Annotated in this window: 21 protein-coding genes; 6 read left to right on the top strand and 15 right to left on the bottom strand. The window is 71.5% G+C overall.

Features of this window, described 5'->3' with window-relative positions; translation table 11 throughout:
* Window positions 1–15 precede the first annotated feature (15 nt).
* Entirely contained in the window at window positions 16–954 is a 939-nt protein-coding gene (locus ACFY3D_RS13760; protein ID WP_389978929.1) for an anti-sigma factor RsbA family regulatory protein, read from the top strand.
* A 173-nt stretch (window positions 955–1,127) separates the two neighbouring features.
* On the opposite strand, the gene ACFY3D_RS13755 is transcribed toward ACFY3D_RS13760, so the two are convergent.
* Together ACFY3D_RS13755 and ACFY3D_RS13750 are read right to left on the bottom strand one after the other, a co-directional pair.
* Entirely contained in the window at window positions 1,128–1,724 is a 597-nt protein-coding gene (locus tag ACFY3D_RS13755) for a sigma-70 family RNA polymerase sigma factor (protein WP_350949333.1), read from the bottom strand.
* 504 nt (window positions 1,725–2,228) lie between these two features.
* Window positions 2,229–3,248 (bottom strand): ABC transporter substrate-binding protein, encoded by a 1,020-nt coding sequence (locus ACFY3D_RS13750; RefSeq protein WP_389978926.1) that lies wholly within the window; start codon window positions 3,246–3,248, stop codon window positions 2,229–2,231.
* A gap of 100 nt (window positions 3,249–3,348) precedes the next feature.
* Between ACFY3D_RS13750 and ACFY3D_RS13745 the strand changes: the two genes are divergently transcribed.
* The 3 genes from ACFY3D_RS13745 to ACFY3D_RS13735 are packed head-to-tail and all read left to right on the top strand — an operon-like array spanning window position 3,349 to window position 6,268.
* Window positions 3,349–4,401: a FecCD family ABC transporter permease gene (locus tag ACFY3D_RS13745; protein ID WP_389978923.1), complete on the top strand. Its 1,053-nt coding sequence runs from the start codon at window positions 3,349–3,351 to the stop codon at window positions 4,399–4,401.
* Window positions 4,398–5,474, top strand: coding sequence for a FecCD family ABC transporter permease (locus ACFY3D_RS13740; RefSeq protein WP_389978920.1), 1,077 nt, complete (start codon window positions 4,398–4,400; stop codon window positions 5,472–5,474). Before ACFY3D_RS13745 ends, ACFY3D_RS13740 begins: the two co-directional genes overlap by 4 nt.
* Window positions 5,471–6,268, top strand: a complete 798-nt coding sequence (locus ACFY3D_RS13735) for an ABC transporter ATP-binding protein (RefSeq protein WP_389978917.1) — start codon at window positions 5,471–5,473, stop codon at window positions 6,266–6,268. The genes ACFY3D_RS13740 and ACFY3D_RS13735 overlap by 4 nt, the downstream gene beginning before the upstream one ends.
* A gap of 133 nt (window positions 6,269–6,401) precedes the next feature.
* Here the strand turns inward: ACFY3D_RS13735 and ftsY are convergent, their stop codons facing one another.
* Window positions 6,402–7,589 carry a signal recognition particle-docking protein FtsY gene (gene ftsY, locus ACFY3D_RS13730; protein ID WP_362899522.1) on the bottom strand — a complete coding sequence of 396 codons (1,188 nt, stop codon included), beginning with the start codon at window positions 7,587–7,589 and terminating at the stop codon, window positions 6,402–6,404.
* Between the two features lie 233 nt (window positions 7,590–7,822).
* The gene (smc, locus tag ACFY3D_RS13725; protein ID WP_389978914.1) at window positions 7,823–11,518 is read right to left on the bottom strand and encodes a chromosome segregation protein SMC; all 3,696 of its coding nucleotides are present in this window, start codon (window positions 11,516–11,518) and stop codon (window positions 7,823–7,825) included.
* A 195-nt stretch (window positions 11,519–11,713) separates the two neighbouring features.
* On the opposite strand from smc, the gene ACFY3D_RS13720 reads away from it, so the two are divergent.
* On the top strand, window positions 11,714–12,517 hold the full coding sequence (locus ACFY3D_RS13720) for an alpha/beta hydrolase-fold protein (protein WP_389978911.1): 804 nt from the start codon (window positions 11,714–11,716) through the stop codon (window positions 12,515–12,517).
* An 81-nt stretch (window positions 12,518–12,598) separates the two neighbouring features.
* Here ACFY3D_RS13720 and ACFY3D_RS13715 read toward each other — a convergent pair whose 3' ends face one another.
* The 10 genes from ACFY3D_RS13715 to ACFY3D_RS13670 all read right to left on the bottom strand — a co-directional run bounded on the left by ACFY3D_RS13715 (window position 12,599) and on the right by ACFY3D_RS13670 (window position 21,246).
* Window positions 12,599–12,793, bottom strand: coding sequence for a hypothetical protein (locus ACFY3D_RS13715; protein WP_089213397.1), 195 nt, complete (start codon window positions 12,791–12,793; stop codon window positions 12,599–12,601).
* A gap of 191 nt (window positions 12,794–12,984) precedes the next feature.
* Window positions 12,985–13,260: an acylphosphatase gene (locus tag ACFY3D_RS13710; RefSeq protein ID WP_389978908.1), complete on the bottom strand. Its 276-nt coding sequence runs from the start codon at window positions 13,258–13,260 to the stop codon at window positions 12,985–12,987.
* Entirely contained in the window at window positions 13,257–14,123 is an 867-nt protein-coding gene (gene mutM, locus ACFY3D_RS13705) for a bifunctional DNA-formamidopyrimidine glycosylase/DNA-(apurinic or apyrimidinic site) lyase (protein WP_350949347.1), read from the bottom strand. The genes ACFY3D_RS13710 and mutM overlap by 4 nt, the downstream gene beginning before the upstream one ends.
* 34 nt (window positions 14,124–14,157) lie before the next feature.
* A complete protein-coding gene (gene rnc / locus ACFY3D_RS13700; RefSeq protein ID WP_362899670.1) occupies window positions 14,158–14,862 on the bottom strand; it encodes a ribonuclease III in 705 nt (234 codons plus the stop codon).
* Window positions 14,863–15,106: 244 nt separating this feature from the next.
* Window positions 15,107–15,286, bottom strand: a complete 180-nt coding sequence (gene rpmF, locus ACFY3D_RS13695) for a 50S ribosomal protein L32 (RefSeq protein ID WP_012894381.1) — start codon at window positions 15,284–15,286, stop codon at window positions 15,107–15,109.
* 1 nt (window position 15,287) lies between these two features.
* Window positions 15,288–15,839: a YceD family protein gene (locus ACFY3D_RS13690; protein ID WP_350949348.1), complete on the bottom strand. Its 552-nt coding sequence runs from the start codon at window positions 15,837–15,839 to the stop codon at window positions 15,288–15,290.
* Window positions 15,840–15,905: 66 nt separating this feature from the next.
* Window positions 15,906–16,382 carry a pantetheine-phosphate adenylyltransferase gene (gene coaD / locus ACFY3D_RS13685; RefSeq protein ID WP_350949349.1) on the bottom strand — a complete coding sequence of 159 codons (477 nt, stop codon included), beginning with the start codon at window positions 16,380–16,382 and terminating at the stop codon, window positions 15,906–15,908.
* A gap of 15 nt (window positions 16,383–16,397) precedes the next feature.
* On the bottom strand, window positions 16,398–17,012 hold the full coding sequence (gene rsmD / locus ACFY3D_RS13680; RefSeq protein WP_389978904.1) for a 16S rRNA (guanine(966)-N(2))-methyltransferase RsmD: 615 nt from the start codon (window positions 17,010–17,012) through the stop codon (window positions 16,398–16,400).
* A gap of 406 nt (window positions 17,013–17,418) precedes the next feature.
* Window positions 17,419–19,590: an ATP-dependent DNA helicase RecG gene (gene recG, locus ACFY3D_RS13675; protein WP_389978901.1), complete on the bottom strand. Its 2,172-nt coding sequence runs from the start codon at window positions 19,588–19,590 to the stop codon at window positions 17,419–17,421.
* A 69-nt stretch (window positions 19,591–19,659) separates the two neighbouring features.
* On the bottom strand, window positions 19,660–21,246 hold the full coding sequence (locus tag ACFY3D_RS13670) for a DAK2 domain-containing protein (RefSeq protein ID WP_389978898.1): 1,587 nt from the start codon (window positions 21,244–21,246) through the stop codon (window positions 19,660–19,662).
* Window positions 21,247–21,545: 299 nt separating this feature from the next.
* On the opposite strand from ACFY3D_RS13670, the gene rpmB reads away from it, so the two are divergent.
* Entirely contained in the window at window positions 21,546–21,731 is a 186-nt protein-coding gene (gene rpmB, locus ACFY3D_RS13665; RefSeq protein WP_012894387.1) for a 50S ribosomal protein L28, read from the top strand.
* Between the two features lie 75 nt (window positions 21,732–21,806).
* On the opposite strand, the gene thiD is transcribed toward rpmB, so the two are convergent.
* Window positions 21,807–22,619 (bottom strand): bifunctional hydroxymethylpyrimidine kinase/phosphomethylpyrimidine kinase, encoded by an 813-nt coding sequence (thiD, locus tag ACFY3D_RS13660; RefSeq protein ID WP_350949353.1) that lies wholly within the window; start codon window positions 22,617–22,619, stop codon window positions 21,807–21,809.
* Between the last annotated feature and the right edge of the window lie 233 nt (window positions 22,620–22,852).

Genomic DNA, 22,852 nt, shown 5'->3' with positions numbered 1-22,852 from the left:
GTTACGGTCATCCCCGTGCAGCCCGAGCGGGCGTTCCTCGACTCCGGCGGGCCGTTCGCGCACACGGCTGTCGCGTACGGTTCCGACTCCGGCCTTCTTGGACTCCTCCAGCCCCTGATCGCCGGTGCCCTCCGCGAGGGCCGGCGGGTCCTGGTCGTCACGGGCGAGCGCGCACTCGACCTGGTCGGTGACGCCTTCGGCGCGGACGCCCGCCACATCGACCGCCGCCCCGCAGAGGAGTGGTACACCCACCCGACGCGGACCCTCGCCGCCTTCCACGACTACGTCCGGCAGCGAGAGCGGCCGCTGGTCGTCGGGGAGCCGGTGTGGTCGGGCCGGACCGAGCGGCAGGTTCGTGAGTGGATCCGCTACGAGTCGGTGCTCAACGCCGCGTTCGCCGGGGTCCCGGTCAGCATGTGGTGCCTGTACGACGAGACGCCGGCGCTCGATCATGTCCTCCGCACCCACCCCACGGAGCTGACCGGCGCCGGCCTGCGAAGAAGTGATCGCTATGTCCCCCCGGAGCGGTTCACCCTGCCGGGAGACGACCTCCCCCTCCCCGACGCGCCGCCGTCCGCGGTGGTCACCCACTTCACCCTGGACGAGCTGGGACGGCTGCGCGCGCTCGTCACCGACCACGCGAGCCGGGCCGGTCTGGGACGCGATCTGATCTCCTCACTCGTGCTGAGCGTCTCGGAGATGGCGGCCAACAGCGTGGAGCACGGGGCGGGACACGGCCGGGCGTCCATCTGGACGGCCGGCGGGGAGATCGTGTGCGAGATCGCCGACTCCGGCGGCGGTGACCTGGACGTCCCGTTGCCCGGCTACCTCCCGCCCGAGCCGGGGTCACCACGCGGCTACGGGCTCTGGATCAGCCGCCAGCTCTGCGACCTGGTGCAGGTGCGCGGCGTGGGCGGGGAGCTGAGGGTGAGGCTCCACATCACGCTGGATTGACCGCTTCTTCACCGACAGACCCGGACCGGCGGGACGCACGGGAACACAGGAACTCACCCGCCCCTCGGACGCGCGACGCCGGCCCGTCCCCGGACACACCTACGGCCCGCCCTCGTGGGATGCGGGCCGTACGTGACGTCGAAAGGCGGGAAGGATCGGGAGCGGAGAGGCCGTCAGGCGGCCTGGACCTCCTCGGACACCCGGAGACCTGCCTCCTCGCGGGCGTAGTCCTCGAGCATCGTGCGAAGCTGGCGCCGGCCCCGGTGGAGGCGGGACATGACCGTGCCGATGGGGGTGCCCATCCGCTCGGCGATCTCCTTGTAGGCGAAGCCCTCCACGTCGGCCAGGTAAACGGCCACCCGGAAGTCCTCGGGCAGGGAGCGCAGGGCGTTCATGACCGCACTGTCGGGCAGCTGCTCCAGCGCCTCGGTCTCGGCGGACTTGAGACCGCTGGACATGTGGGACTCGGCGGCGGCGAGCTGCCAGTCCTCGATCTCCTCGGTGGCCGAGAGCTTGGGCGAGCGCTGCTTCTTGCGGTAGTCGTTGATGAAGTTGTTGGTCAGGATGCGGTGCAGCCACGCCTTGAGGTTGGTGCCCTCGCGGAACTGGTGGTAGGAGGTGAACGCCTTGGTGACGGTCTCCTGAACCAGGTCCTCGGCGTCGGCGGTGTTACGGGTCAGACGCATCGCGGATGCGTAGAGCTGACTGGTGACCGGCACGACATCGCGTTCGAACCAGTCCTGGCGCTGCTCTTCCGTCATCGTGATCATTGGACCCCCCTCGCGCTTTCCCCCCAATTACCGTCCGGCAAAGTGGTGACGCACCCCTTCTGACGGCGTATCCGATGCTCGCAGGCACCTCGTAAGGAGGCCGTTAAAAGCTCTACGTGGTCAGGGGATTGATCTTTGGCTGTGCCGATGGCGGGCGCGACACGCTCTACAGCCGGACAAGTCTCAGTATCGTAACATCGTTCTCCCGATTCGGTAGGAGATGTGTCTATCATCACATAACCCCAGGTAGCAGCCCATTTCGGGTGGCGGGAAACGTCGATCGCCACGGCCCGGGAACCCACCCCCGCCGGACGGCCGAGGCCGACCGGCGGGGCGAGGCCCGCACCCCGAGAAACTCCGACACCCATCTCCACGTCTCCCCGCTTCCCGCGCACTGGGGACTTAATCTCTCTCTAAGAGACGGATCGACACGCCCCCAGGTTCACCCGAACGCCCCCGTCTCGGCTCGCGGGCCCGCCACCGGTCACGGCGCCGGGCGGGAGGTCAGGCGGCCCTCGCCGGGTCGACCTCGAAGAACGTCGCCAGGTCGTCGAGGATGGAGTGCGCTCCCTGGATGCCGACGGCGCTCATCCAGGTGGTGTCGCTGACGTCGTGCTTGACACCCTTGAGCCTGCCCCAGAGCGGGTTGGCCTCGAACTTCTCCTTCACCGGCTTCACCGCCGGGTCCTGGTAGGCCGCGACGAAGATGTGCTCGGCGTCGAGCTGGGAGATGTTCTCCTGGCTGATCGGAACCATGATGGTGTCGGTAACGGTCGGCTGGTCCTCGGGGCGCGGGAAGCCGACGTCCTTCAGCACCAGTCCCGAGTAGGAGTTCTCCACGTACAGGCGGACGGTCGGCTCGCCCGCGAAGCGGACGACGGAGACGGTGGGCAACTCGCCGTCCTTGGCCTTGATGGACTCGCCGATCTTGGCGGCGCGGTCCCGATACTCGGTGAGCCTGCGCTCGGCGAGATCCTCCTTGCCCAGGGCCTCGCCCACGAGCTTGAGGTTCTCCTGCCAGATCGCCCCCGTGGTCTCACTGAAGACCGTCGGCGCGATCTGTGCCAGCTTGTCGTACAGCGCCTCGTGGCGGACCTTGGCGGAGATGATCAGGTCGGGCTTGAGCGCGACGATCCGCTCCAGGCTCGGCTGCTCCAGGGTCCCGACCGACGTGGCATCCTTGGCGTGACCGAGGACCGGGGCGAGATAGCCGGGCAGCTTGTCGTCGATGCCCCGGTAGCTGGTGAACCCCACGACGTCGGTCTCCAGGGTCAGCACCGCGTCGACGAAACTCTGGTCGAGGGCGACGACCCGCTTGGGCTGGGCCGGGATCTCGGTCTCCCCCATGACGTGTTTCACCGTCCGGGGGTAGGCCGCCGCGTCGCTCGCCTCGGGAGCCGCGGACGCGCCCGCGGCTCCCGAGGTCTCCCCCGCACTCCCCGAGGTGGTCGAACCACAGGCGGCGAGGCCACCGGACAGCACCACTCCCGCCACTCCGAGGGCCAGGACGCGCAACGCTCTCATCTTCATCGGTTCCTTCGTCAAATTAAGGTCAGCCTTATTTAGCTTAGCCATACCTAAACTGACATACTCGTACCGGCTCGGGCAAGAAAGGGGAGGTCAGGTGATCAACGCGGTGGCCGTCGCACGGCCCGCACCCCTCGCGGGGCCGAAGAAAACCCGTCGGCGACGCCTGCTCGTCCTCGCCGTATCGTTCGCCGTCCTCGCGGCGGCGGTCGTGCTGAGCCTCGCCGTCGGCGCCAAACCGGTGCCTCCCGCCGACGTCTGGCACGCGCTCACCGGCCCCACCGGCACCGAGAACGACATCGTCGTGCGGTCGCTGCGGATCCCCAGGACCGCCATCGGCGTCATGTCCGGGATCGCCCTCGGTGTCGCGGGCGCCCTCATGCAGGGCCACACCCGCAACCCGCTCGCCGATCCCGGACTGCTCGGCGTCACCCAGGGCGCCGCGTTCGCGATGGTCCTCAGCATCATCGCGCTGGGCGTCACCAGCCCGTACGGCTACATCTGGTTCGGTCTCGCCGGAGCCCTCGTCGCCAGCGCGGGGGTCTTCGCCCTCGGCATGGCCGGCGGCAGGGGCGGCCCCACCCCGGTGACCCTCGCCCTCGCGGGCACCGCGGTCAGCGCGTTCCTGTACGGGCTCACCTCGGCGCTCGTCCTCCTGGACGAGCAGGCCATGGACGTCTTCCGCTTCTGGCAGGCGGGCTCCATAGCGGCCAGGGGGGCCGACGTGGCCTGGCAGGTGCTCCCGTTCGTCGCCGCCGGCCTGCTCCTCGCCCTGTTCAACGCGCCCGGCCTCAACGCCCTCTCCCTGGGCGAGGACGTCGCCCGTGCGCTCGGGCAGAACATCACCCTCACCCGTGCCGTCGGCATCGCCGCCATCACCCTGCTCAGCGGCGCCTCCGTGGCGGCCTGCGGCTCGCTCGCCTTCATCGGCCTGATCGTGCCGCACCTCACCCGGCCGCTCTCCGGCCCCGACCACCGCTGGCTGCTGCCGTACTCGGGCCTGGCGGGCGCCGCCGCCCTGCTCCTCGCCGACGTGATCGGCCGCGTGGTGGCCTTCCCCGGTGAGCTGGAGGTGGGCGTGGTCCTCGCCCTCGCCGGGGCGCCGTTCTTCATCGTCCTGGTACGACGCAGGAAGCCGGTGCGGCTGTGACCGTCTCCACCGCCCCCTCCTTGGGAAGGCGCGCCCTGCGCGCCGGACCCGCCTCCTGGCCGCTCCGGCCGCGCTCCGTCGTCGCGGCGCTCGTCCTGCTGGCGATGACGGCGCTGTTCATGGCGCTCAGCATGCGGCTCGGCGACATCCCGATGAGCGTTCTCGACGTCCTTCGCGCGATCACCGGCGACGGCCCGGACCATTTTGTGATCATGGAGCTCAGGCTCCCCCGCGCGCTCACCGGCGCCCTCGTCGGCGCCGCGCTCGCCCTCGCCGGGGCGATCACCCAGGCCGTCGCCCGCAACCCGCTGGCCAGCCCCGACATCCTGGGCGTCACCACCGGCGCGAGCGTGACCGTGGTCGCGGCCATCGTGGCGGCGGGAAACACCTGGGGCGGCACCAGCGGCGCCCTCGCCGAGGTGGGCATCCCCCTCGTCGCCCTGCTGGGCGGGCTGGCCGGAGCGCTGGCGGTCTACGCGCTGGCCTGGCGCGACGGCCTGGACGGCTACCGGCTCGTCCTGATCGGCATCGGGGTCTCGGCGATCTGCACCAACCTCAAGTACTGGCTGCTCACCGTCGGCGACGTCAACGACAGCAGCCGGGCCATGGTCTGGATCAGCGGCTCACTGCACGGCCGGGGATGGGAGCACGTGGTGCCGGTCGCGCTCGCGCTCGCCCTCCTCGTCCCGGCGACACTGCTCGGCACCCGCTCGCTCGGCGCGCTGCGCTTCGGTGACGACACCGTGACCGGCCTGGGCGTACGGATGAACCTCGCGAGGGGGGTGATGATCCTCGCGGCCGTGCTGCTCGCGGCGACGGCGACCGCCTCGGCCGGGCCGATCGCGTTCGTCGCCCTCGCCGCCCCGCAGATCGCACTGCGCCTGGCGGGAGTGGCACAGCCCCCGCTCGTCGTCTCCGCCCTGATGGGCGCGGTCCTCACCACCGGCGCCGACCTGGTCGCCAGGACCGCGTTCACCCCCGTCGAACTGCCGGTGGGCGTGGTCACCGCGATCCTCGGCGCCCCCTACCTGATCTATCTCCTCGTCCGTGTGCGCAGAAAGGCCCGCCAGTGAGACTGCAAGCCGTCGACGTCAGGCTGGGGTACGGGGACCGCGTCGTCGTCGACGGTCTCGACCTCGGGATCGAGGCCGGGACGGTGACCACGATCATCGGGCCGAACGGATGCGGCAAGTCCACGCTGCTGCGCGCCATGGGACGGCTGCTCAGGCCGTCGGGCGGCGAGGTGCTGCTCGACGGCAAGCGCATCGACAAGATGCCCTCCAGGGAGGTCGCGAGGATCCTGGGCGTGCTGCCGCAGGCCCCCTCGGCTCCCGAGGGACTGACCGTCGCCGACCTGGTCGCGAGGGGACGGCACCCGCACCAGACCTGGTACCGCCAGTGGTCCTCCGACGACGAGTCCGCGGTCGGCGAGGCCCTCGCCATGACCGGACTGCTCGATCTTGGCGAGCGGCCGCTGGACGAGCTGTCCGGCGGGCAGCGGCAGCGGGCGTGGATCTCCATGGCCCTCGCCCAGGGCACCGACCTGCTGCTGCTCGACGAGCCGACGACCTTTCTCGACCTGGCCCACCAGATCGAGGTGCTGGAGCTGGTACGCAGGCTCCACGGGGAGCTGGGCCGCACCGTGGTGATGGTCCTGCACGACCTGAACCTCGCCGCCCGCTACGCCGACCGCCTGGTCGCGATGCGGGACGGCAGGATCGTCGCCGCGGGACCTCCGGCCGAGGTGCTCACCGAGACCCTGCTGGCGGAGGTCTTCGAGCTGGACGCCAAGGTCATCGAGGACCCGGTGACCGGCACCCCGCTCGTCGTCCCCATCGGCACCCTGCCGCAGCACCCCCTGCGCTGACCCGGTCCTCCGTCCGGGAACGGCCCTGGGGAAAACGGCCCGGACGCCGCGCGCCGTCCGGGCGATACCGGGGAGTACCCCGGGCCCGTCGCGGCGCTGGGCCTCGCGAGGGTACGGCCCGCGGCAGTGGGACTCACTCTCCGAGGAGCGTGTCCACGAAGACCTCGGGGTCGAACGGGGCCAGGTCGTCGGGTCCCTCACCGAGGCCGACCAGCTTGACCGGGACCCCCAGCTCGCGCTGGACGGAGATGATGATGCCGCCCTTGGCGGTGCCGTCGAGCTTGGTCAGGGCGATGCCGGTGATGTTGACGACCTCGGCGAACACCTGCGCCTGACGCATGCCGTTCTGACCCGTGGTGGCGTCGAGGACGAGCAGGACCTCGTCGACCGTGGCCTTCTTCTCGATGACGCGCTTGACCTTGCCGAGCTCGTCCATCAGACCGGTCTTGGTGTGCAGCCGCCCCGCGGTGTCGACGATCACCACGTCGGCCTTCTCCGCGATGCCCTCGGCGACGGCGTCGAAGGCCACGGAGGCGGGGTCGCCGCCCTCGGGCCCGCGTACGACCGCGGCTCCGACACGGTTCCCCCAGGTCTGCAGCTGGTCGGCGGCGGCGGCGCGGAAGGTGTCGGCGGCGCCCAGCACGACCTTGCCTCCGTCACCGATGAGGACGCGCGCCAGCTTGCCGGTGGTGGTGGTCTTGCCGGTGCCGTTCACACCGACCACGAGGACCACCGCGGGACGCTCGCCGTGCGGCGTGACGTGCAGCGTGCGGTCCATGTCGACGCCGATCTGGACGAGCAGCTGCTCCCTGAGCAGAGCCCGCGCCTCCTGCGGCGTCCGGCTGCCCAGCACCTTCACCCGGGTGCGCAACTCGTCGACCATCGCCCGGGTCGGCGCCACGCCGACGTCGGCGGTGATCAGGGTCTCCTCGATCTCGTCCCAGGTGTCGTCGTCGAGACGGTCGCGGGAGAGCAGTTCGAGGAGCCCCTTGCCCAGCGTGCTCTGTGACCTGGCCAGCCGGGCGCGGAGCCGTGCCATCCGTCCCGCCGACGGCGGAGGAATCTCGATCACCGGCGCGACGACGGTGACCTCCGGCTCGACCGGCCTGGCGGGCGGCGGCACGGTGGTCGTCGCCGTGTCGTCGTCCACGACCGAGCCCCGGCCGGGGGCCTTCGTCTCCTCGGGGATCGACGGCGCCTCCGGCGGCCGGACCGGCGGCGGCGCGGTCTTACCCCCTGACCTGAACAGCAGGAGCATGCCGCCGGCCGCCAGCAGGGCGATGACGACGATGATCGCGATTATGCCGAGATAGGCTTCCACAAGACCACAGTTTTCCAGACGCCCCGGGATGCTCCGACACCCCGGTGCTCAGGACCGGCTCACACTCGCCCCGGACCTCGGCCTCCCGAGGCCCAGGACCCCGCTCGCATCCCCCGGCGTCCAGGACCGGCTCACCCTCCTCGACCGACCGGCCTTTCCCCTCGGATTCCGCGAACACCGGCGACTCCCCTGCGGGCCAGGACAAGGACGGCACGGCTCTGACGAGGATCGGCTCAGACTGACTCGTGTTCCCTCAGGCGCTGGCTGATGACCTGGGTGACGCCGTCCCCGCGCATCGACACCCCGTACAGCGCGTCGGCGATCTCCATGGTGCGCTTCTGGTGGGTGATGATGATGATCTGCGAGGTCTGCCTGAGCTCCTCGAAGAGGGTGAGCAGGCGCTGGGTGTTGGTGTCGTCCAGCGCGGCCTCGACCTCGTCCATCACGTAGAACGGTGAGGGGCGCGCCTTGAAGATGGACACGAGGAACGCCACCGCCGTCAGCGACCGCTCGCCGCCCGACAGCAGCGACAGCCGCTTCACCTTCTTGCCCGGCGGCCTCGCCTCGACCTCGACTCCGGTGGTGAGCATGTTCTCCGGATCGGTGAGCAGCAGCCTGCCCTCACCGCCGGGGAACACCCGCGTGAAGATCGTCTCGAACTCACGGGCCACGTCCGCGAAGGCTGCGCCGAAGACCTGCTCGACCCGGTCGTCGACCTCCTTGACCACGAGCAACAGGTCGCGGCGGGTCTTCTTGAGATCCTCCAGCTGCGAGGTGAGGAACGAGTGCCGCTCCTCGAGCGCCGCGAACTCCTCAAGCGCGAGCGGGTTGACCTTGCCGAGCTGGGACATCTGGCGATCGGCCGCCCTGGCCCGCTTGAGCTGCTCGTCGCGGTCGTAGGGAACGGGGTCGCCGTCGGCCGTCGGAATCGGCTCGCCGGGGCCGTACTCGGCGATGAGGGTGTCGGCCTCGACGCCGTACTCCTCCACCGCCCGCCCCTCCAGCTGCTCCAGGCGGAGCCGCTGCTCGGTGCGGGCCACCTCGCTGCCGTGCGCCCGGTTGACCAGTTTGTCCAGCTCGCCGGAGAGCTCCCTGACCCGGATCCGCACGGCCTTGAGCGAGGCGTCGATCTGCCCGCGCGCGAGCTCCGCCTCGTCGCGCTCGCCCGCGGCGGCCTCCAGCGAGGTCTCCAGCGCACGCAGCGCCAGCTCGGCGCCCCGGACGACCGCCTGGGCCGTCCCGGCCTGCCTGCGCCGCCACTCGCGGCGCTCGGCCGCCCTGGAGCGCTCCTCGCGCTCACGCTCGGCGGCGCGCGTCAGCTCCTCGGCCCTGCCCTCGATGCCCCTGACCCGCTCCTCCGCCGTCCGCACCGCGAGGCGGAGCTCCATCTCGTCCTGTCTCGCCGTCGCGCAGATCTCGGCGAGCTCGTCGCGGAGGTCGGTGCTGGGCTCGGTCTCCAGCTCCTCGGCGCCGTCGGCCGCGGCGAGCCGCTCCTCCAGCTCCGCGAGACCCGCCGCGTCGCGGTCGCGCGCCTCCTCGGCGGCCCGTACGCCCCCGGCCAGGCGTTCGCACTCGTCGCGGGCCGCCTTGGCGGCGGCGCCCAGCTGGGCGAGCCGCCTCGCCACCGCGGCGACCTTCTGGTCCGCCTCGCGCTGCCTCGCCCTCACCCGGTCCAGCGCGGCCTGCGCCGCGTTCACCCCCGCCTGCGCGTTCTGCACGCCCGTCTGCGCTTCGGCGACCCGCGCCTGTGCGGCCTCGACCGCGAGCTGCGCCTCCGCCTCGGCCTCCGCGGTCTCCTCCAGCTCCGTTCCCGCCAGCTCGGCGGCGACCCTGGCCCGGGCGAGATCCGCGGCGGCCTCGTCGAGGGCGGCCCGCATCTGGAGCGCGGAGGTGCCGCCCCCGGAGCCGCCGCGGGCGGTGTGGGGTCCCAGGAGGTCACCGGCGCGGGTGACGGCCCGCAGCTCGGGACCCTGCTCGACCGCCTTGCTCGCGGTCGCGAGGTCGTCCACGACCAGAACGCCCGCGAGCAGGTGGGCGGCGGCGGCCCGCAGCTCGGGGGAGACCGTGACCAGGTCGATCGCCCACTCGGCTCCGGTCACCGGCACCGGCACCGGCGAGCCCGCCGGGGCCTCCCCCGCCCCGCCGGAGGCGATGACGAGGGTGGCGTGGCCTCCTTCGTGGCCCCTGAGGAACTCGATGGCGTCGGCGGCGCTGCGCAGTGAGTCGACGGCGACGGCCTCGGCCGCGGCCCCGAGCACCGCGGCGACGGCCACCTCCGCGCCCGGGCGCACGGACAGCATGGTCGCCACCGGGCCGAGCACCCCGGCCAGGTCGGCGGCGAGCAACGCGGCGCCACCGTCGGCACCACCGGCCAGGCCCATCTCCAGCGCCTCGAACCTCGCCCCGAGGGCCGCCACCTCGCGCTGTGCCCGCTGGTCGGCCTCGCGTGCGGCGGTGAGGGCGGCCCTGGCGGCGCCGAGCGCGGAGTTGGGGCCCGCGACGGCCGCCTTCGCCTCCTCGACGCCGGCCCTGGCCGACTCGACGGACTCCCTCGCCTGCTCGACCGTCTCCAGGGCGATCTCCAGCTCCTCGGCGAGAGCGGGGTCGGCGGACGGCTCGGCGCGCTCCTGGCCCTCGTGTTCGGCCTGGGCCTCCTCGGCGCGCTGCTCGGCCTCCCGCAGCGAGTTTCTCAGCCTGCCGATCTCCTCCTCCGCGGCCCCCGCCCGGCTGCGCGCGGCCCCGACCTGCCCCCGCAGCCTGGCCAGGCCCTCGCGCCGGTCGGCGGCGGCCCTCGCCTCGGCGGCGAGTCTCCGCTCCTCGGCGGCGAGCGCGGCCTCGGTCTCGGCGCGCCTGGCCACCGCCTCGGCGAGCGACTCCCGCTCCCCTTCGAGCAACTCGGCCAGGACCCGCTCCTGTTCGCGGACCTCCTCGGCCTCGCGCTCGAAGTCCTCGGGGTCGCGCCCGCGCCGCTCCACGGCGGTCTCGGTGGCGTGCCGATGCCTCTCGGCGGCGAGCCCCGCCAGACCCCTGAGGCGCTCGCGCAGGGAGGAGAGCCGGAAGAACGTCTCCTGGGCCGCGGCGAGGCGCGGCTGCGCCTCGGCCTCGGCGGACTCCAGCTCCGACTCGGCGACCTGGCCCTGCTCCAGCTCGGTCTCCACCTCGGCGCGGCGGGTGCGGACGGCCTCCTCGTCGGCCATCTCCCGTTCCAGGGTGGTCCGCAGGGTGAGCACGTCGTCGGCGAGCAGCCGGAGCCTGGCGTCGCGCAGGTCGGCCTGGATGACGGCGGCCTTACGGGCGATCTCGGCCTGGCGGCCCAGCGGTTTGAGCTGGCGGCGCAGCTCGGTGGTGAGGTCCTGGACGCGGGTCATGTTGGCCTGCATCGCGTCGAGCTTCCGCAGCGCCTTCTCCTTGCGCTTGCGGTGCTTCAGGACACCCGCGGCCTCCTCGATGAACGCCCTGCGCTCCTCGGGCCCCGCGTGCAACACCTGGTCGAGCTGGCCCTGCCCGACGATGACGTGCATCTCGCGGCCGATGCCGGAGTCCGACAGCAACTCCTGGATGTCGAGCAGGCGGCAGGTGTCACCGTTGATCGCGTACTCGCTCTGGCCCGCCCGGAACATCAGGCGGCTGATCGTCACCTCGGTGTAGTCGATCGGGAGCATGCCGTCGGTGTTGTCGATGGTCAGCGTGACCTCGGCGCGTCCCAGCGGCGCTCGCGAGGAGGTGCCGGCGAAGATGACGTCCTCCATCTTGCCGCCGCGCAGCGACTTGGCGCTGTGCTCGCCCATGACCCAGGCCAGGGCGTCGACCACGTTGGACTTGCCGGATCCGTTGGGACCCACAACAGCGGTGATGCCCGGCTCGAACCGGAGCGTGGTGGCCGAGGCGAAGGACTTGAACCCGCGCAGGGTGAGGGTCTTGAGATACAACGAACCCCCCATTCATGGCGCGGCCGCGCCGACCGGCGTGTCACGCGCCGCGTCCCGGGCGCCGGTGAACGCGTCCGCCCCTGTCAGACCACTGCCGGAGCACTGCCGGCCGACTGTCGGCCCACTGCCGCGGTCACGCGGGAAGACTACCGTTCTTCACCCGCGCCCGCCCGCGCACCGCCTATCGTGCCCTGCATGGACGCGGAACGCGGCGGGGACGAGGCTCCATCCCACCCATCGGGCGACAGGGGACATCTCGGGCGACGTGCCTTCCTGGTGGGCGGCGGACTGGCCGCCCTCGGCCTCGGTGGCGCCGCCCTGGCGGTCGGCCCCGACGGCATCCGGGGCGCGTACGCCCAGATCGTCTGCGGCGCGGTTCCCGAGCCCCCGGTGACCTCTCCTGGAACGCTCCAACGCAGCCGGGTCGACCGGCGACGGGTGATCATAGGGCTGCCGCCGGGGGCCGAGGACGGGCTCCCCGCGGTGATCATGCTGCACGGGGCCGCGGGTGACGCGCGCACGCCGTTCGACGTGTACGCGATCGACCGTTACCTGGCCGCGGGAGGCGGGCGCTTCGCGGTGGTCTCCATCGACGACTGGCCCTCCGCCGACATTCCCGGCACGCTGCTGCCGTACCTGAACACGAACGGGATGGACACCACGAAGATCGGGCTGATGGGGTGGTCGTCGGGCGGCGCCGGGGCGCTGAGGCTCGCCGCGGAGCTCGGCCCCGAGCAGGTGGCCGCGGTGGTCGCGGCGTCGCCGACGGTGAGCGCGGCGCAGGCGCCACTGCGTGAGCTCGTGGACATCCCGGTCTGGCTGGGCTGCGGTGAGCGCGACGCGTGGGCCAGGCAGACCCAGACCATGCTGAAGGGCCTGAAGGCGCTGGGCGCCACCGCCGAAGGCGGCATCACAGAAGGGTGCCAGGACACGGCCTACCGCCGCAGGGTGTTACCCGAGCAGCTGGCCTTCCTGGCACGACATATACAGCGCACGTGACGGATGTGACGTGCGTATCGCTATGACAAGGGACGCCCCGACGAGGCGTCCCTGTACAGTGTTGTTCCGCCCCGGCCCCCGTTAGGTGAGGGCCGGCTCGCGATCCTGCAGACGGTTGAACTCCTCATCGCGGGTGTTGGCCGCGAGTTCGTCGTTCTGGGCCTGGAGCCGGGTGAGCTCTCCCTCGAGATCACGGATGCGCTGCTGGAGGCGACGCATTTCCGAGACCATACGAGGGTCGGGACCGCCGACGTGGCCGAGTAGAGCCTTCGCCATAGTAAAGGGTCCTCCACGCTGAGTGACCAGACTGGTTCGCGCACTTCTTTGCCGCGGGAGGGGTGCGCGTGGTTCTTTATCAAGAGTCGCACCGGTGAGGGAGACGGTCAAGCTGAACGCTCCAGGTGGATGCACCAGTAGGCACTCTCGACAGTCAACTATACCTCATTTTGGGCGGTTTGGGGAAGCGGTCAGCGCTCGACAAAACCTTCGACACCGCCCTTGGTCTCACTCCAGCGTTCGACGACTCCGGTGACCTGGCCGGGAGTCTCACCGCCCCTGAGGAGCTCGAGCAGCCTGGCACACGATTTCTCCGGGCCCTGCGCGACCACCTCGACCCGGCCGTCCTCGGTGTTGCGCGCCCAGCCGACCAGGCCGAGCTCAAGCGCCCGCGCACGCGTCCACCAGCGAAAACCCACCCCCTGCACCCGGCCCCTCACCCAGGCGGTGAGCCGTACCTCCGTCATGCCGCGACCTTCCTGGGCCTGGGCTGGCAGCGGGGGCAACTGTAGGAGGAACGGTTCATGAACGATTCGCGGACGATCGGGGAACCGCACCGGGAGCAGGGTTCGTCGCGCCGACCGTAAACCGCGAGGGAACGGTCGAAATAACCGCTCTCCCCATTGACATTCACGTAAAGACTGTCGAAGGATGTGCCGCCCTCCGACAGGGCCGCGGCCATCACCCCCCGGGCGGCGGCCAGCAACTCGGCCACCTTCGGTCCGGTCAGCGTCGCGGTGGGACGGGCGCCGTGCAGCCTGGCCCGCCACAGGGCCTCGTCGGCGTAGATGTTGCCGACACCGCTGATCAGCGACTGGTCCAGGAGCGCCCGCTTGACCTCGGTCTGCCTGGCGCGCAGCCGGTGGGCGAACCCGTCGTCGTCGAAGTGCCTCTCGAACGGGTCGGCCGCGATGTGCGCGATCGGCTCGGGCACCGCCCGGCCGCCGGCCTGGGTCATACCGGTCACCAGCACGTGGCCGAAGGTCCGCTGGTCGACGAAGCGCAGCTCGGGACCGCCGTCGGCGAAGCCGATCCTGACGCGCAGATGCTTCTCCGGCGCCGAGTCCGGCTCCACGACGAGCAGCTGACCGCTCATCCCGAGGTGGGCGAGGATCGCGTCCGAGCCGCCCAGGGGCAGCCACAGGTATTTGCCCCTGCGCTCGGCGGGGCCGATCGTGCGGCCCTCCATCCGGGCGGAGAACTCCGCGGCGCCGGGGACGTGCCGCCTGATCGCCCTCGGGTGGAGCACCTCGGCACGGGCGACGACCCGGCCGGAGACCCACCGCTCCAGGCCGCGGCGTACCACCTCGACCTCGGGCAGCTCGGGCATGCGTCCCTCCTCTGGCGACGGATCAGCCGACGGATCAGCTGGCCTCGCGCCGCTCGCGGTCCTCGCGGATGCGGTTCCAGGCGGCTTCCGCGGCCTGCTGCTCGGCTTCCTTCTTCGAGCGCCCCGCCCCCGAGCCGTACCCCTCGCCACCGACGCGGACGACTGCGGTGAAGGACTTGGCGTGGTCGGGACCGCTCTCCTCGACATGGTATTCGGGCACGCCGAGCGACTCGGACGCGGTGAGCTCCTGCAGGGAGGTCTTCCAGTCGAGTCCGGCGCCGAGCGAGGCGGAGCGGGTGATGAGGGGGTCGAAGAGCAGGTGGACGACGCGGAATGCCTCATCCAGGCCCCTGTTCACGTAGACCGCGCCGATGAGCGCCTCAAGGGTGTCGGCGAGGATCGAGGACTTGTCGCGCCCTCCGGTGCCCTCCTCGCCCCGGCCGAGCCGCAGGAAGCGGCCCAGGCCCAGGGTGCGGGCCACGTCGGCGAGGGCGCGCATGTTGACCACCGCGGCCCTGAGCTTGGCGAGCTGCCCCTCGGGCAGGTCGGGGTGGTTGCGGTAAAGGGTGTCGGTGACGACGAGGCCCAGCACCGAGTCTCCGAGGAACTCCAGTCGCTCGTTGGTCGGCAGGCCGCCGTTCTCGTACGCGTAGGAGCGGTGCGTCAGCGCCCGCTCCAGGATCGCGACGTCGAGGCGCACCAGAAGGAGGCGCTCCAGCTCTTCCTTGACGAACTCCACGGCGACAGGCTTGACGCTTGTACCCACGACTTCTCCTCGCACGTTCTCTCAGCGAATGCGCGATGGCGAAGGTAGGGAGAGGAAGATGCCCGAAGATGTGGTGGGCGCCGGGAGGGCACGCGTTCTACCGCGAACCCCGGCGTCCACCACAGCCGCGGGCGGACCGCCATCGCAGAGGGCGCAGACGTTGACACCGACCGGGACCCGTGGCGGGCCCGGTCGGCATCCGTCGGTCAGAATGCGATCAGGCGGAGGGCTCGATCACCTGACGGCGGTTGTAAGTGCCGCAGGTCGGACACGCCACGTGCGGACGCTTCGGCGAGCGGCACTGGGGGCAGCTCACGAGCGAAACCGCGGCGGCCTTCCACTGCGACCTGCGGGAGCGAGTATTGCTCCGCGACATCTTGCGCTTGGGGACAGCCACGTCAGCTCTCCTGATCGTTGTTATGTTCCGGAACCAGACCTTGCAGCTTCGCCCAGCGGGCGTCGATCACCTCGTGGCCGTGGTCAGGCTCGGCATCGGCCAGCCTGACACCGCACTCCACGCAGAGCCCGGCGCAGTCTTCACCGCAGACCGGGCTCAACGGCAGTGTGAGCACCACCGCGTCGCGAAACACGGGTTCGAGGTCGAGAAGCTCACCGTCGAGAAGCGAGTCACCCTCGGCAGCATCCTCTGCCGAGTAGAAGAACAGCTCCTGGAAGTCCACCTCGCTGCGCGAGATGACCGGTTCCAGGCAGCGTGCGCACTCCCCCCGCAGCGGGGCTTGCGCAGTGCCCGTGACGAGCACACCCTCCATGACCGCCTCAAGCCGGATGTCCAGCTCGACGTCGGCGTCCTTGGGGACGCCGATCATGTCGACGCCGATGTCCGCCGGTGCCGGGAGCGCGAGATTCATCCGGCGCATCGACCCCGGTCGCCGCCCAAGATCATGGGTGGAGATCACCCATGGGGCGCGGGGGTCAAGGTGCTGAGTCATTTCGCTCTCGTTAGGCATGGCGCATCATCGCCGTCGTGCAAGGCCGAAACAAGAGAATAGCAGGGCCTAGCCCCTGAGCCGTTCGACCAGGAGTTCCTGTACAAGATCGGGAACCAGCCCGGCCACGTCCCCACCGTACTTGACGATCTCCTTGATGCGGCTGGACGACAGGAACGAGACCTCGGGCCCGGTGGCCATGAACAGGGTCTCCACCCCGGACATCCGGTAGTTGAGCTGCGCCATCTGGAGCTCGTAGTCGAAGTCGCTCACCGCGCGCAGGCCCTTCACGATGGCGGGAATCTCCTGCTGCCTGCAGTAGTCGACCAGGAGTCCGTGGAATTTGTCCACGCGGACGTTCCCGTACTCCTTGGTGACCGTCTGGAGGGTCTGGATGCGTTCCTCCACCGTGAAGAGGCTCTTCTTCTCGATGTTGATCAGTACGGCTACGACGACCTCGTCGTACTGCCGGGAAGCCCGGCCGATGATGTCCAGATGACCGTTCGTGACGGGATCGAAGGATCCCGGACAGACAACGCGACGCAAGGTGGACCCCCTGCTCTAAGGATTCCCGGCGGCGCGACCGTACCAAACGGACGCTTCGCCGTAACGACGGACCCTCTCCTCTTCGTACCCCGCGGGCCAGACCAGACCCTTCCCCCTGCTCTCCCGCTCCACCGCGACCAGCGCGTCCTCGGCCAGCCAGCCCCGGTCGCGCAGCGACACGAGCATCGCGTCCACCTCCTCGCCGGCCAGCGCGTACGGCGGGTCGGCGAAGACGAGGTCGTACGGTCTCCCGGCGCCCCCTGTGTCTTCTGCGTCTCCGGCGTCTCCGGTGCCCCCCGGGCCCCTCGCCAGCAGGCGCTCCACCCTGTCGGCGGCGACCTCGGCCCCCGGCAGTCCCAGCGAGGCGATGTTCTGCCTGATCGTCCGGATCGCCTTCGCGTCCGACTCCACGAGGAGCGCGTGATGCGCTCCCCTGGAGAGCGCCTCAAGCCCGAGCGCCCCCGAGCCCGCGTAGAGGTCGAGCACCCGGCACCCCTCCAGCGGGCCGATCAGCGACCCCACGGTGGAGAAGATCCCCTCCCTCGCCCGGTCACTGGTGGGGCGGGTCCCCCGCCCCGGTGGCACGGCCAGCCGCCGTCCTCCTGCGCTTCCCGCGATGACTCGGCTCACCCGGCCATCCTCTCAGTGCCGTCCGCGCCGTCGTCCACGCCGCGGGCGCAGCGGCGCCGCACGCACCCCGGCGTGTCGCGACGCATCACATAACCGCAGGTCAAAAGGGTCCTGATAGGTGATCTAGGTCAAGAGTGGGCAAGGAGTGGCGACGAAAGCGTAAGGGTCGTTCCGTCCGGTGCCGGTCCCTTGCATGATGATTCCTGCGGCCTCCAAGTGACCCAGGGGGAGGCCGACCGGCGTGATCGTGAGCCCTTCCGCACGCCGGTGCTCTCGGCACCTGACCCGGGAGTGGGCCCAAGCGGGGACGGCATTCGGGGGGAGGCCGTCCCCGCAGTTGGGCACAGGGGCCGGTGAACGCCCTCGGCCCCGAGAAGAACCCGCGGACACCTCGTCACCCGCCCCATCAGGTCTTCTCCAGATATTCCGCGCGCTCGTCCGCGAGGAGCCTGTCGATCTCGGCGCGGAGCACGGGATGGCCGGCGAGCTCGGGGTCGGCCTCCAGCATCGCCTCGGCGTCCAGGCGCGCGGCGTGGATGACGTCCTCGTCACGCAGCAGCCTGAGCATCTTCAGCGACGATCTGCGCCCCGACTGGGCCACACCGAGCACATCACCCTCCCTGCGCTGTTCCAGGTCGACACGGGACAGCTCGAAGCCGTCCAGGGTGGCCGCCACCGCGTCGAGCCGTGCCCTGGCGGGCGTGCCCCCCGGAGAGTCGGTCACCAGCAGACACAGGCCGGGCAGCCCGCCGCGCCCGACCCGGCCGCGGAGCTGGTGGAGCTGGGAGACGCCGAAGCGGTCGGCGTCCATGATGACCATGACCGAGGAGTTGGGGACGTCGACGCCGACCTCGATGACCGTGGTCGCCACCAGCACGTCGATCTCCCCCCTGGTGAAGGCCTTCATCACCGCCTCCTTCTCCTCGGGCGGCAGCTTGCCGTGCAGCACCTCCGTACGCAGCCCGTGCAGCGGCCCGTCGGAGAGCGTCTCGGCCACGTCGAGCACCGCGAGCGGCGGTCTGCGCTCGTCGTCGGCCTTCGACATGTCGCCCTCGTCGCCCTCCAGGTCGCCGATGCGCGGGCACACGACGTATGCCTGGCGGCCCAGCTCGATCTCCTCGCGCAGCCGCGTCCAGGCCCGGTCGAGGAAGTGCGGCTTCTCCGCGGCGGGGACCACGTGCGTGGTGATCGGAGCACGGCCGGAGGGCAGCTGGGAGAGCGTGGAGACCGTGAGGTCGCCGAAGACGGTCATCGCGACGGTGCGCGGGATGGGCGTGGCGGTCATCACGAGCACGTGCGGGCGGCCGCCCCCGGCCTTCTCGCGGAGCGCGTCGCGCTGCTCGACGCCGAACCGGTGCTGCTCGTCGACCACGACCAGGCCGAGGTCGGCGAACTGGACGCGCTCCTGCAGGACCGCGTGGGTGCCGACGACGATGCCCGCCGCGCCGGAGGCCGCGTCGAGCATGGCCGAGCGGCGGGCCGCGGCGCCCAGCGAGCCGGTCAGCAGGGCGACCGCGGTGCCGCCGAACATGCCGCCGGTGGCCAGGTCTCCGAGCATGGCCGAGATCGACCGGTGATGCTGCTGCGCGAGCACCTCGGTGGGGGCCAGCAGCACGGCCTGCCCCCCGGCGTCGACCACCTGGAGCATCGCCCGCAGCGCGACGATGGTCTTGCCCGCGCCGACCTCGCCCTGGAGCAGCCGGTGCATGGGGTGGGGCAGCGCCAGGTCGGCCGCGATCTCCTTGCCCACCTCGCGCTGCCCCTCGGTGAGCTCGAACGGCAGCCGCCCGTCGAAGTCGGCGAGCAGCCCGCCCGAGATCGCGGGCCGGGGCGTGGCGGGCCAGGAGGCCGCGGCCATCCGGCGCTGCAGCAGCACCGCCTGGAGCAGGAACGCCTCGTCGAACCTGAGCCGTTTGCGCGCCCTGGCCACGTCGGCGTGGTCGCGGGGGCGATGGATCGCGAGCAGCGCCTCCGACAGGCCGGGGAGCCGGTGCCGGGCGCGCAGCTCCGCGGGGAGCGAGTCGTCGAGCTCGCCCATCGTGTCGAGGACGACGCCCAGCGCCCTGCGGATCGCCCAGGGCGTCACGTCCTTGCCCGCCGGGTAGATCGGCACGAGCGCGGCGGCGAACTCCTCCGCGCCCGCCTCGCTCTCCTCGATCATCTCGAACTCGGGGTGGGAGAGCTGCCACTTGCGCTTCTCGCCCTGGCCGAAGGCGCCGACCTTCCCCGCGAACATGCCGCGCCTGCCCGGCTTCAGCCGCGTCTCCGCGATGTGGGACGTCTTGCCGAAGAACGAGAGATAGATCTTGCTGCCCCGGGCGTCGGCGACCTCGACCTCCAGCCAGGTGCCGCCCTTGTTGCGCATCGGCCTGCGCATGGCCCTGGTGACCTCTCCCACCACGGTGACGTGGTCGTCGACCCGAAGATCGTCGAGATCGGTCAGCTCGCCCCGTTCGGCGTAGCGCCGCGGGTAGTGCCGCAGCAGGTCGCCGACGGTGCGCAGGTCGAGAACGCTCTCCAGCAGCTTGGCCGTCTTGGGGTCAAGCGCCTTCGCCAGCGGCTCGTCGAAGCTCGTCACCCCCGTTTTCTACCGTGTCGAGGCGACAGAATTCACCCGCCACGACGTACCCGGGCACCCGGCGCCGTCTCACTCCACGCCGATGAGCAGCGGGTAGCCGCCCTGCCCGCCCTCGTAGCGGACCACCTCGATGTCCGGCCTGGTCTCGGCCAGATGCTCGGCCACGGCGCGGGCGAGCCCTTCCGGCGCGTCGGCCCCCTCCAGGACGGTCACCAGCTCACTGCTCGACGAGACCATGCGGCGTACGACCTCCAGCGCGGTCGCCACCAGGTCCGTGCCGATCAGCGCGGCGTCGCCGTCGACCACCCCCAGGACGTCGCCGGGCGAGGTCAGGCCCGCGCTCGTCATCACCTCGCGGTCGGCCACCCAGACGTGCCCGTGGCGGGTGTGCGCGGCGGCCTCGGTCATCGCCACCACGTCGTCGTCGAAGCGACGCAGCGGGTCGTGGACGGCGAGCGCCGACAGGCCCTGCACCGAGGCCCTGGTCGGGAGCACGCCGACCACCAGGCCCTCCTCCCTCGCGACCTCCGCCGCGGCGGCCGCGACCTCGCGCGTCCCGCTGTCGTTGGGCAGGACCACGACCTCGGAGCCCGCCTCGCGGATGGCGGCGAGCACCGTCGCCAGCGGAGGGCTCGATCCGGGCTCGCGCCGGACGACCACGGCCCCGGCCTCCTCGAACACCGCCGCCAGCGCGGGTCCCGCGGCCACCGCGACCACGCCCCTGCCCCGCGCGGCCGGATGGATCCTGCCCGAGCCGACCAGGTACGTCACCTTGATCCGGTGGGGGCGGCCCAGCCTCGTCGCCGCCTCGATCGCCGCGCCGGCGTCGTTCACGTGGACGTGGACGTTCCACAGGCCGTCCCCGCCCACGATCACCAGCGAGTCGCCGAGCGCGTCGAGCTCCTCGCGCAGCGCGGCGACCTCCTCCTGACCGGCGTCCAGCAGATACATGACCTCGTAGCCGGGCCCGTCCCCGTCCTCCCCCGCCCGCGCCGCGGTCTCGGGGACGACCCGGTGTGCCGGAGCCGGGATGTCCACCCGCCCGGTGTAGGAGTCGGTGACGACGGCGGCGAGGCTCTCCAGGATGATCGTCAGACCGGCGCCGCCCGCGTCCACCACCCCGCCGCGGGCCAGCACGTCGAGTTGCCCGGTGGTACGGCCGAGCGCGGAGCGCGCCTCCCCCGCCGCTCTCCTCGCGACCGAGGCGAGGTCCTCCCGCCCGTCGCGCACCGCCGTCGCCACGGCCGCCAGGACGCTCAGGATCGTGCCCTCGACCGGCCTGGAGACCGCGGCCCGGGCGAGCTCGGCCGCTCTGACCAGGCCCCGCCCGAGGTCCGCGCCGCGTCCCTCGGCCTCCCTGAGCACCTCGGCGAGGCCGCGCAGCGCCTGGCTGACGATCACCCCCGAGTTTCCCCGGGCGCCGAGCAGCGCCCCCTGCGCGAACGCCCGCCAGGTGGCCTCGGCACCGGCGTCGGCGGGCAGCCCGTCGAGCGCCTCCGCGGCGGAGAGCATGGTCAGGTGCAGGTTGGTGCCGGTGTCGCCGTCGGGTACGGGGAAGACGTTGAGCGCGTCGATCTCCTCACGGGCCCTTCCCAGCGTCTCCGCCGCGAGCCGTGACCACCTGCGCACCGCGGGCGGGTCGAGAACCTGCAGCATTCCTGCCCTCCTGCTCTCCCACACCTGCTCACGCCCGTCCTGGAACGCACCGACTGCCCCCTGGAGGTCGGAAAGCGGCCGATGTCCGGGCGCGAAACCCGCTTCTGCTCGCGCTCGTCCCGTGATGCGCTACGGTTGCCTCCGGAGATTATCCCCGTTCGACCGTTCGCCGCGGGTCGCGTTCGCGTGCAGGGCCGGACATCGGATATCCTCGTGTGGCCAGCCGGCCGTCCCGGCGTGCCCGATGACCGCCGCCAGTGCGGCGGATCGAGCCTCTCGACTGATATAAGGAGCGAACCGTGGCTTCCGTCTGCGACGTTTGCGCTAAGAAGCCGACCTTCGGCAACAACGTCTCCCACTCGCACCGCCGCACCCGCCGCCGCTGGAACCCCAACATCCAGCCCGTGCGCGCAGTGGTGAACGGCACGCCGAAGCGGCTGAACGTGTGCACCTCCTGCATCAAGGCCGGCAAGGTCACCCGCTAGCCAGATCTTCGCGAAGCCCGCCGCCCTCTCGACAGGGCGGCGGGCTTCGTCGTTCCCCGAGAGCCTCCCTCCCGGTCAGGGGGAGACGCGCAGCCGCCAGGCGTGGTCCACGGGACCGATGCCCGCTCCCAGCGGGAAACCGTGCGCGATCGCGCCGGTGACGTACGCCTTCGCCTTCTCCACGGCGGCCGGGACGTCCTCGCCGAGGGCGAGGTGGGAGGCGATCGCGGAGGCCAGCGTGCAGCCCGTGCCGTGGGTGTGCCGGTTGTCGTGGCGCTCCGCGCCGAAGCGGAACTCCCGGGTGCCGTCGGTCAGCAGGTCGATCGGGGCGCCCGGCAGGTGGCCTCCCTTGATGAGCGCCCACCTCGGCCCGAACTCCAGGACCGCGTCCGCGGCCCGGCGCAGGTCGGCCTCGTCCTCGACCTTCATCCCGGTGAGCTGCAGGACCTCCCACAGGTTGGGGGTGACCACCGTGGCCGTGGGCAGCAGGCGCGACTTCACCGTCTCCACGGCCTCGGGGGCGAGGAGCGCGTCGCCGTGCTTGGAGACCCCGACGGGGTCGACCACGACGGGCACGTCCAGCCTCGCCAGCACTTCGGCCACCGTCTCCACGAGTACGGGTGAGGCGAGCATGCCGGTCTTGACCGCCTGTGCCCCGATGTCACCGAGCACCGAGTCGAGCTGGGCACGTACCGCCTCGGGAGGAAGCTCCCAGTAGCCCTGCACGCCCATCGAGTTCTGCGCGGTCACCGCGGCGATCACACTCATGCCGTGTACGCCGAGGGCCAGCATGGTCTTCAGGTCGGCCTGGATGCCCGCGCCGCCTCCGGAGTCGGAGCCGGCGACGGTCAGCACGCGAGGGGGAGTCAAAACGGTCATGTTTCCCATCCAACCAGTCGCGCCCAACCGGCGTCGTCCACCCGCGTGCCTCCGGACGTCGACGTCCGGTCCGATGACTCGTCGCCCACCGACGAGCCCGCCCCCGAGCCCCTCGTCGTCCACGCGGCGTCGCTCCGGCCGCGAAGCGCTCCCCCTGGCCTTCCCCGTCCCCGGCGCGGGACCTCTCGACGCCGCTTCCCGAGACAGGGACGCCTCCCCCGGAGGTTCTCGCCGCTCCAGAG

Source organism: Streptosporangium sp. NPDC000509, assembly GCF_042898365.1.
GTDB lineage: Bacteria > Actinomycetota > Actinomycetes > Streptosporangiales > Streptosporangiaceae > Streptosporangium.
Note: the sequence above shows the minus strand (reverse complement) of the source record. Positions and strands in the feature narration are given on the sequence as shown.

Coding starts and splice junctions, on each gene's coding strand:
- ACFY3D_RS13755 (WP_350949333.1), bottom strand. CDS start 1,724: ATGATCACGATGACGGAAGAGCAGCGCCAGGACTGGTTCGAACGCGAT.
- ACFY3D_RS13750 (WP_389978926.1), bottom strand. CDS start 3,248: ATGAGAGCGTTGCGCGTCCTGGCCCTCGGAGTGGCGGGAGTGGTGCTG.
- ACFY3D_RS13720 (WP_389978911.1), top strand. CDS start 11,714: ATGGACGCGGAACGCGGCGGGGACGAGGCTCCATCCCACCCATCGGGC.
- ACFY3D_RS13715 (WP_089213397.1), bottom strand. CDS start 12,793: ATGGCGAAGGCTCTACTCGGCCACGTCGGCGGTCCCGACCCTCGTATG.
- ACFY3D_RS13710 (WP_389978908.1), bottom strand. CDS start 13,260: ATGACGGAGGTACGGCTCACCGCCTGGGTGAGGGGCCGGGTGCAGGGG.
- mutM (WP_350949347.1), bottom strand. CDS start 14,123: ATGCCCGAGCTGCCCGAGGTCGAGGTGGTACGCCGCGGCCTGGAGCGG.
- ACFY3D_RS13690 (WP_350949348.1), bottom strand. CDS start 15,839: ATGACTCAGCACCTTGACCCCCGCGCCCCATGGGTGATCTCCACCCAT.
- ACFY3D_RS13670 (WP_389978898.1), bottom strand. CDS start 21,246: ATGCTGCAGGTTCTCGACCCGCCCGCGGTGCGCAGGTGGTCACGGCTC.
- thiD (WP_350949353.1), bottom strand. CDS start 22,619: ATGGGAAACATGACCGTTTTGACTCCCCCTCGCGTGCTGACCGTCGCC.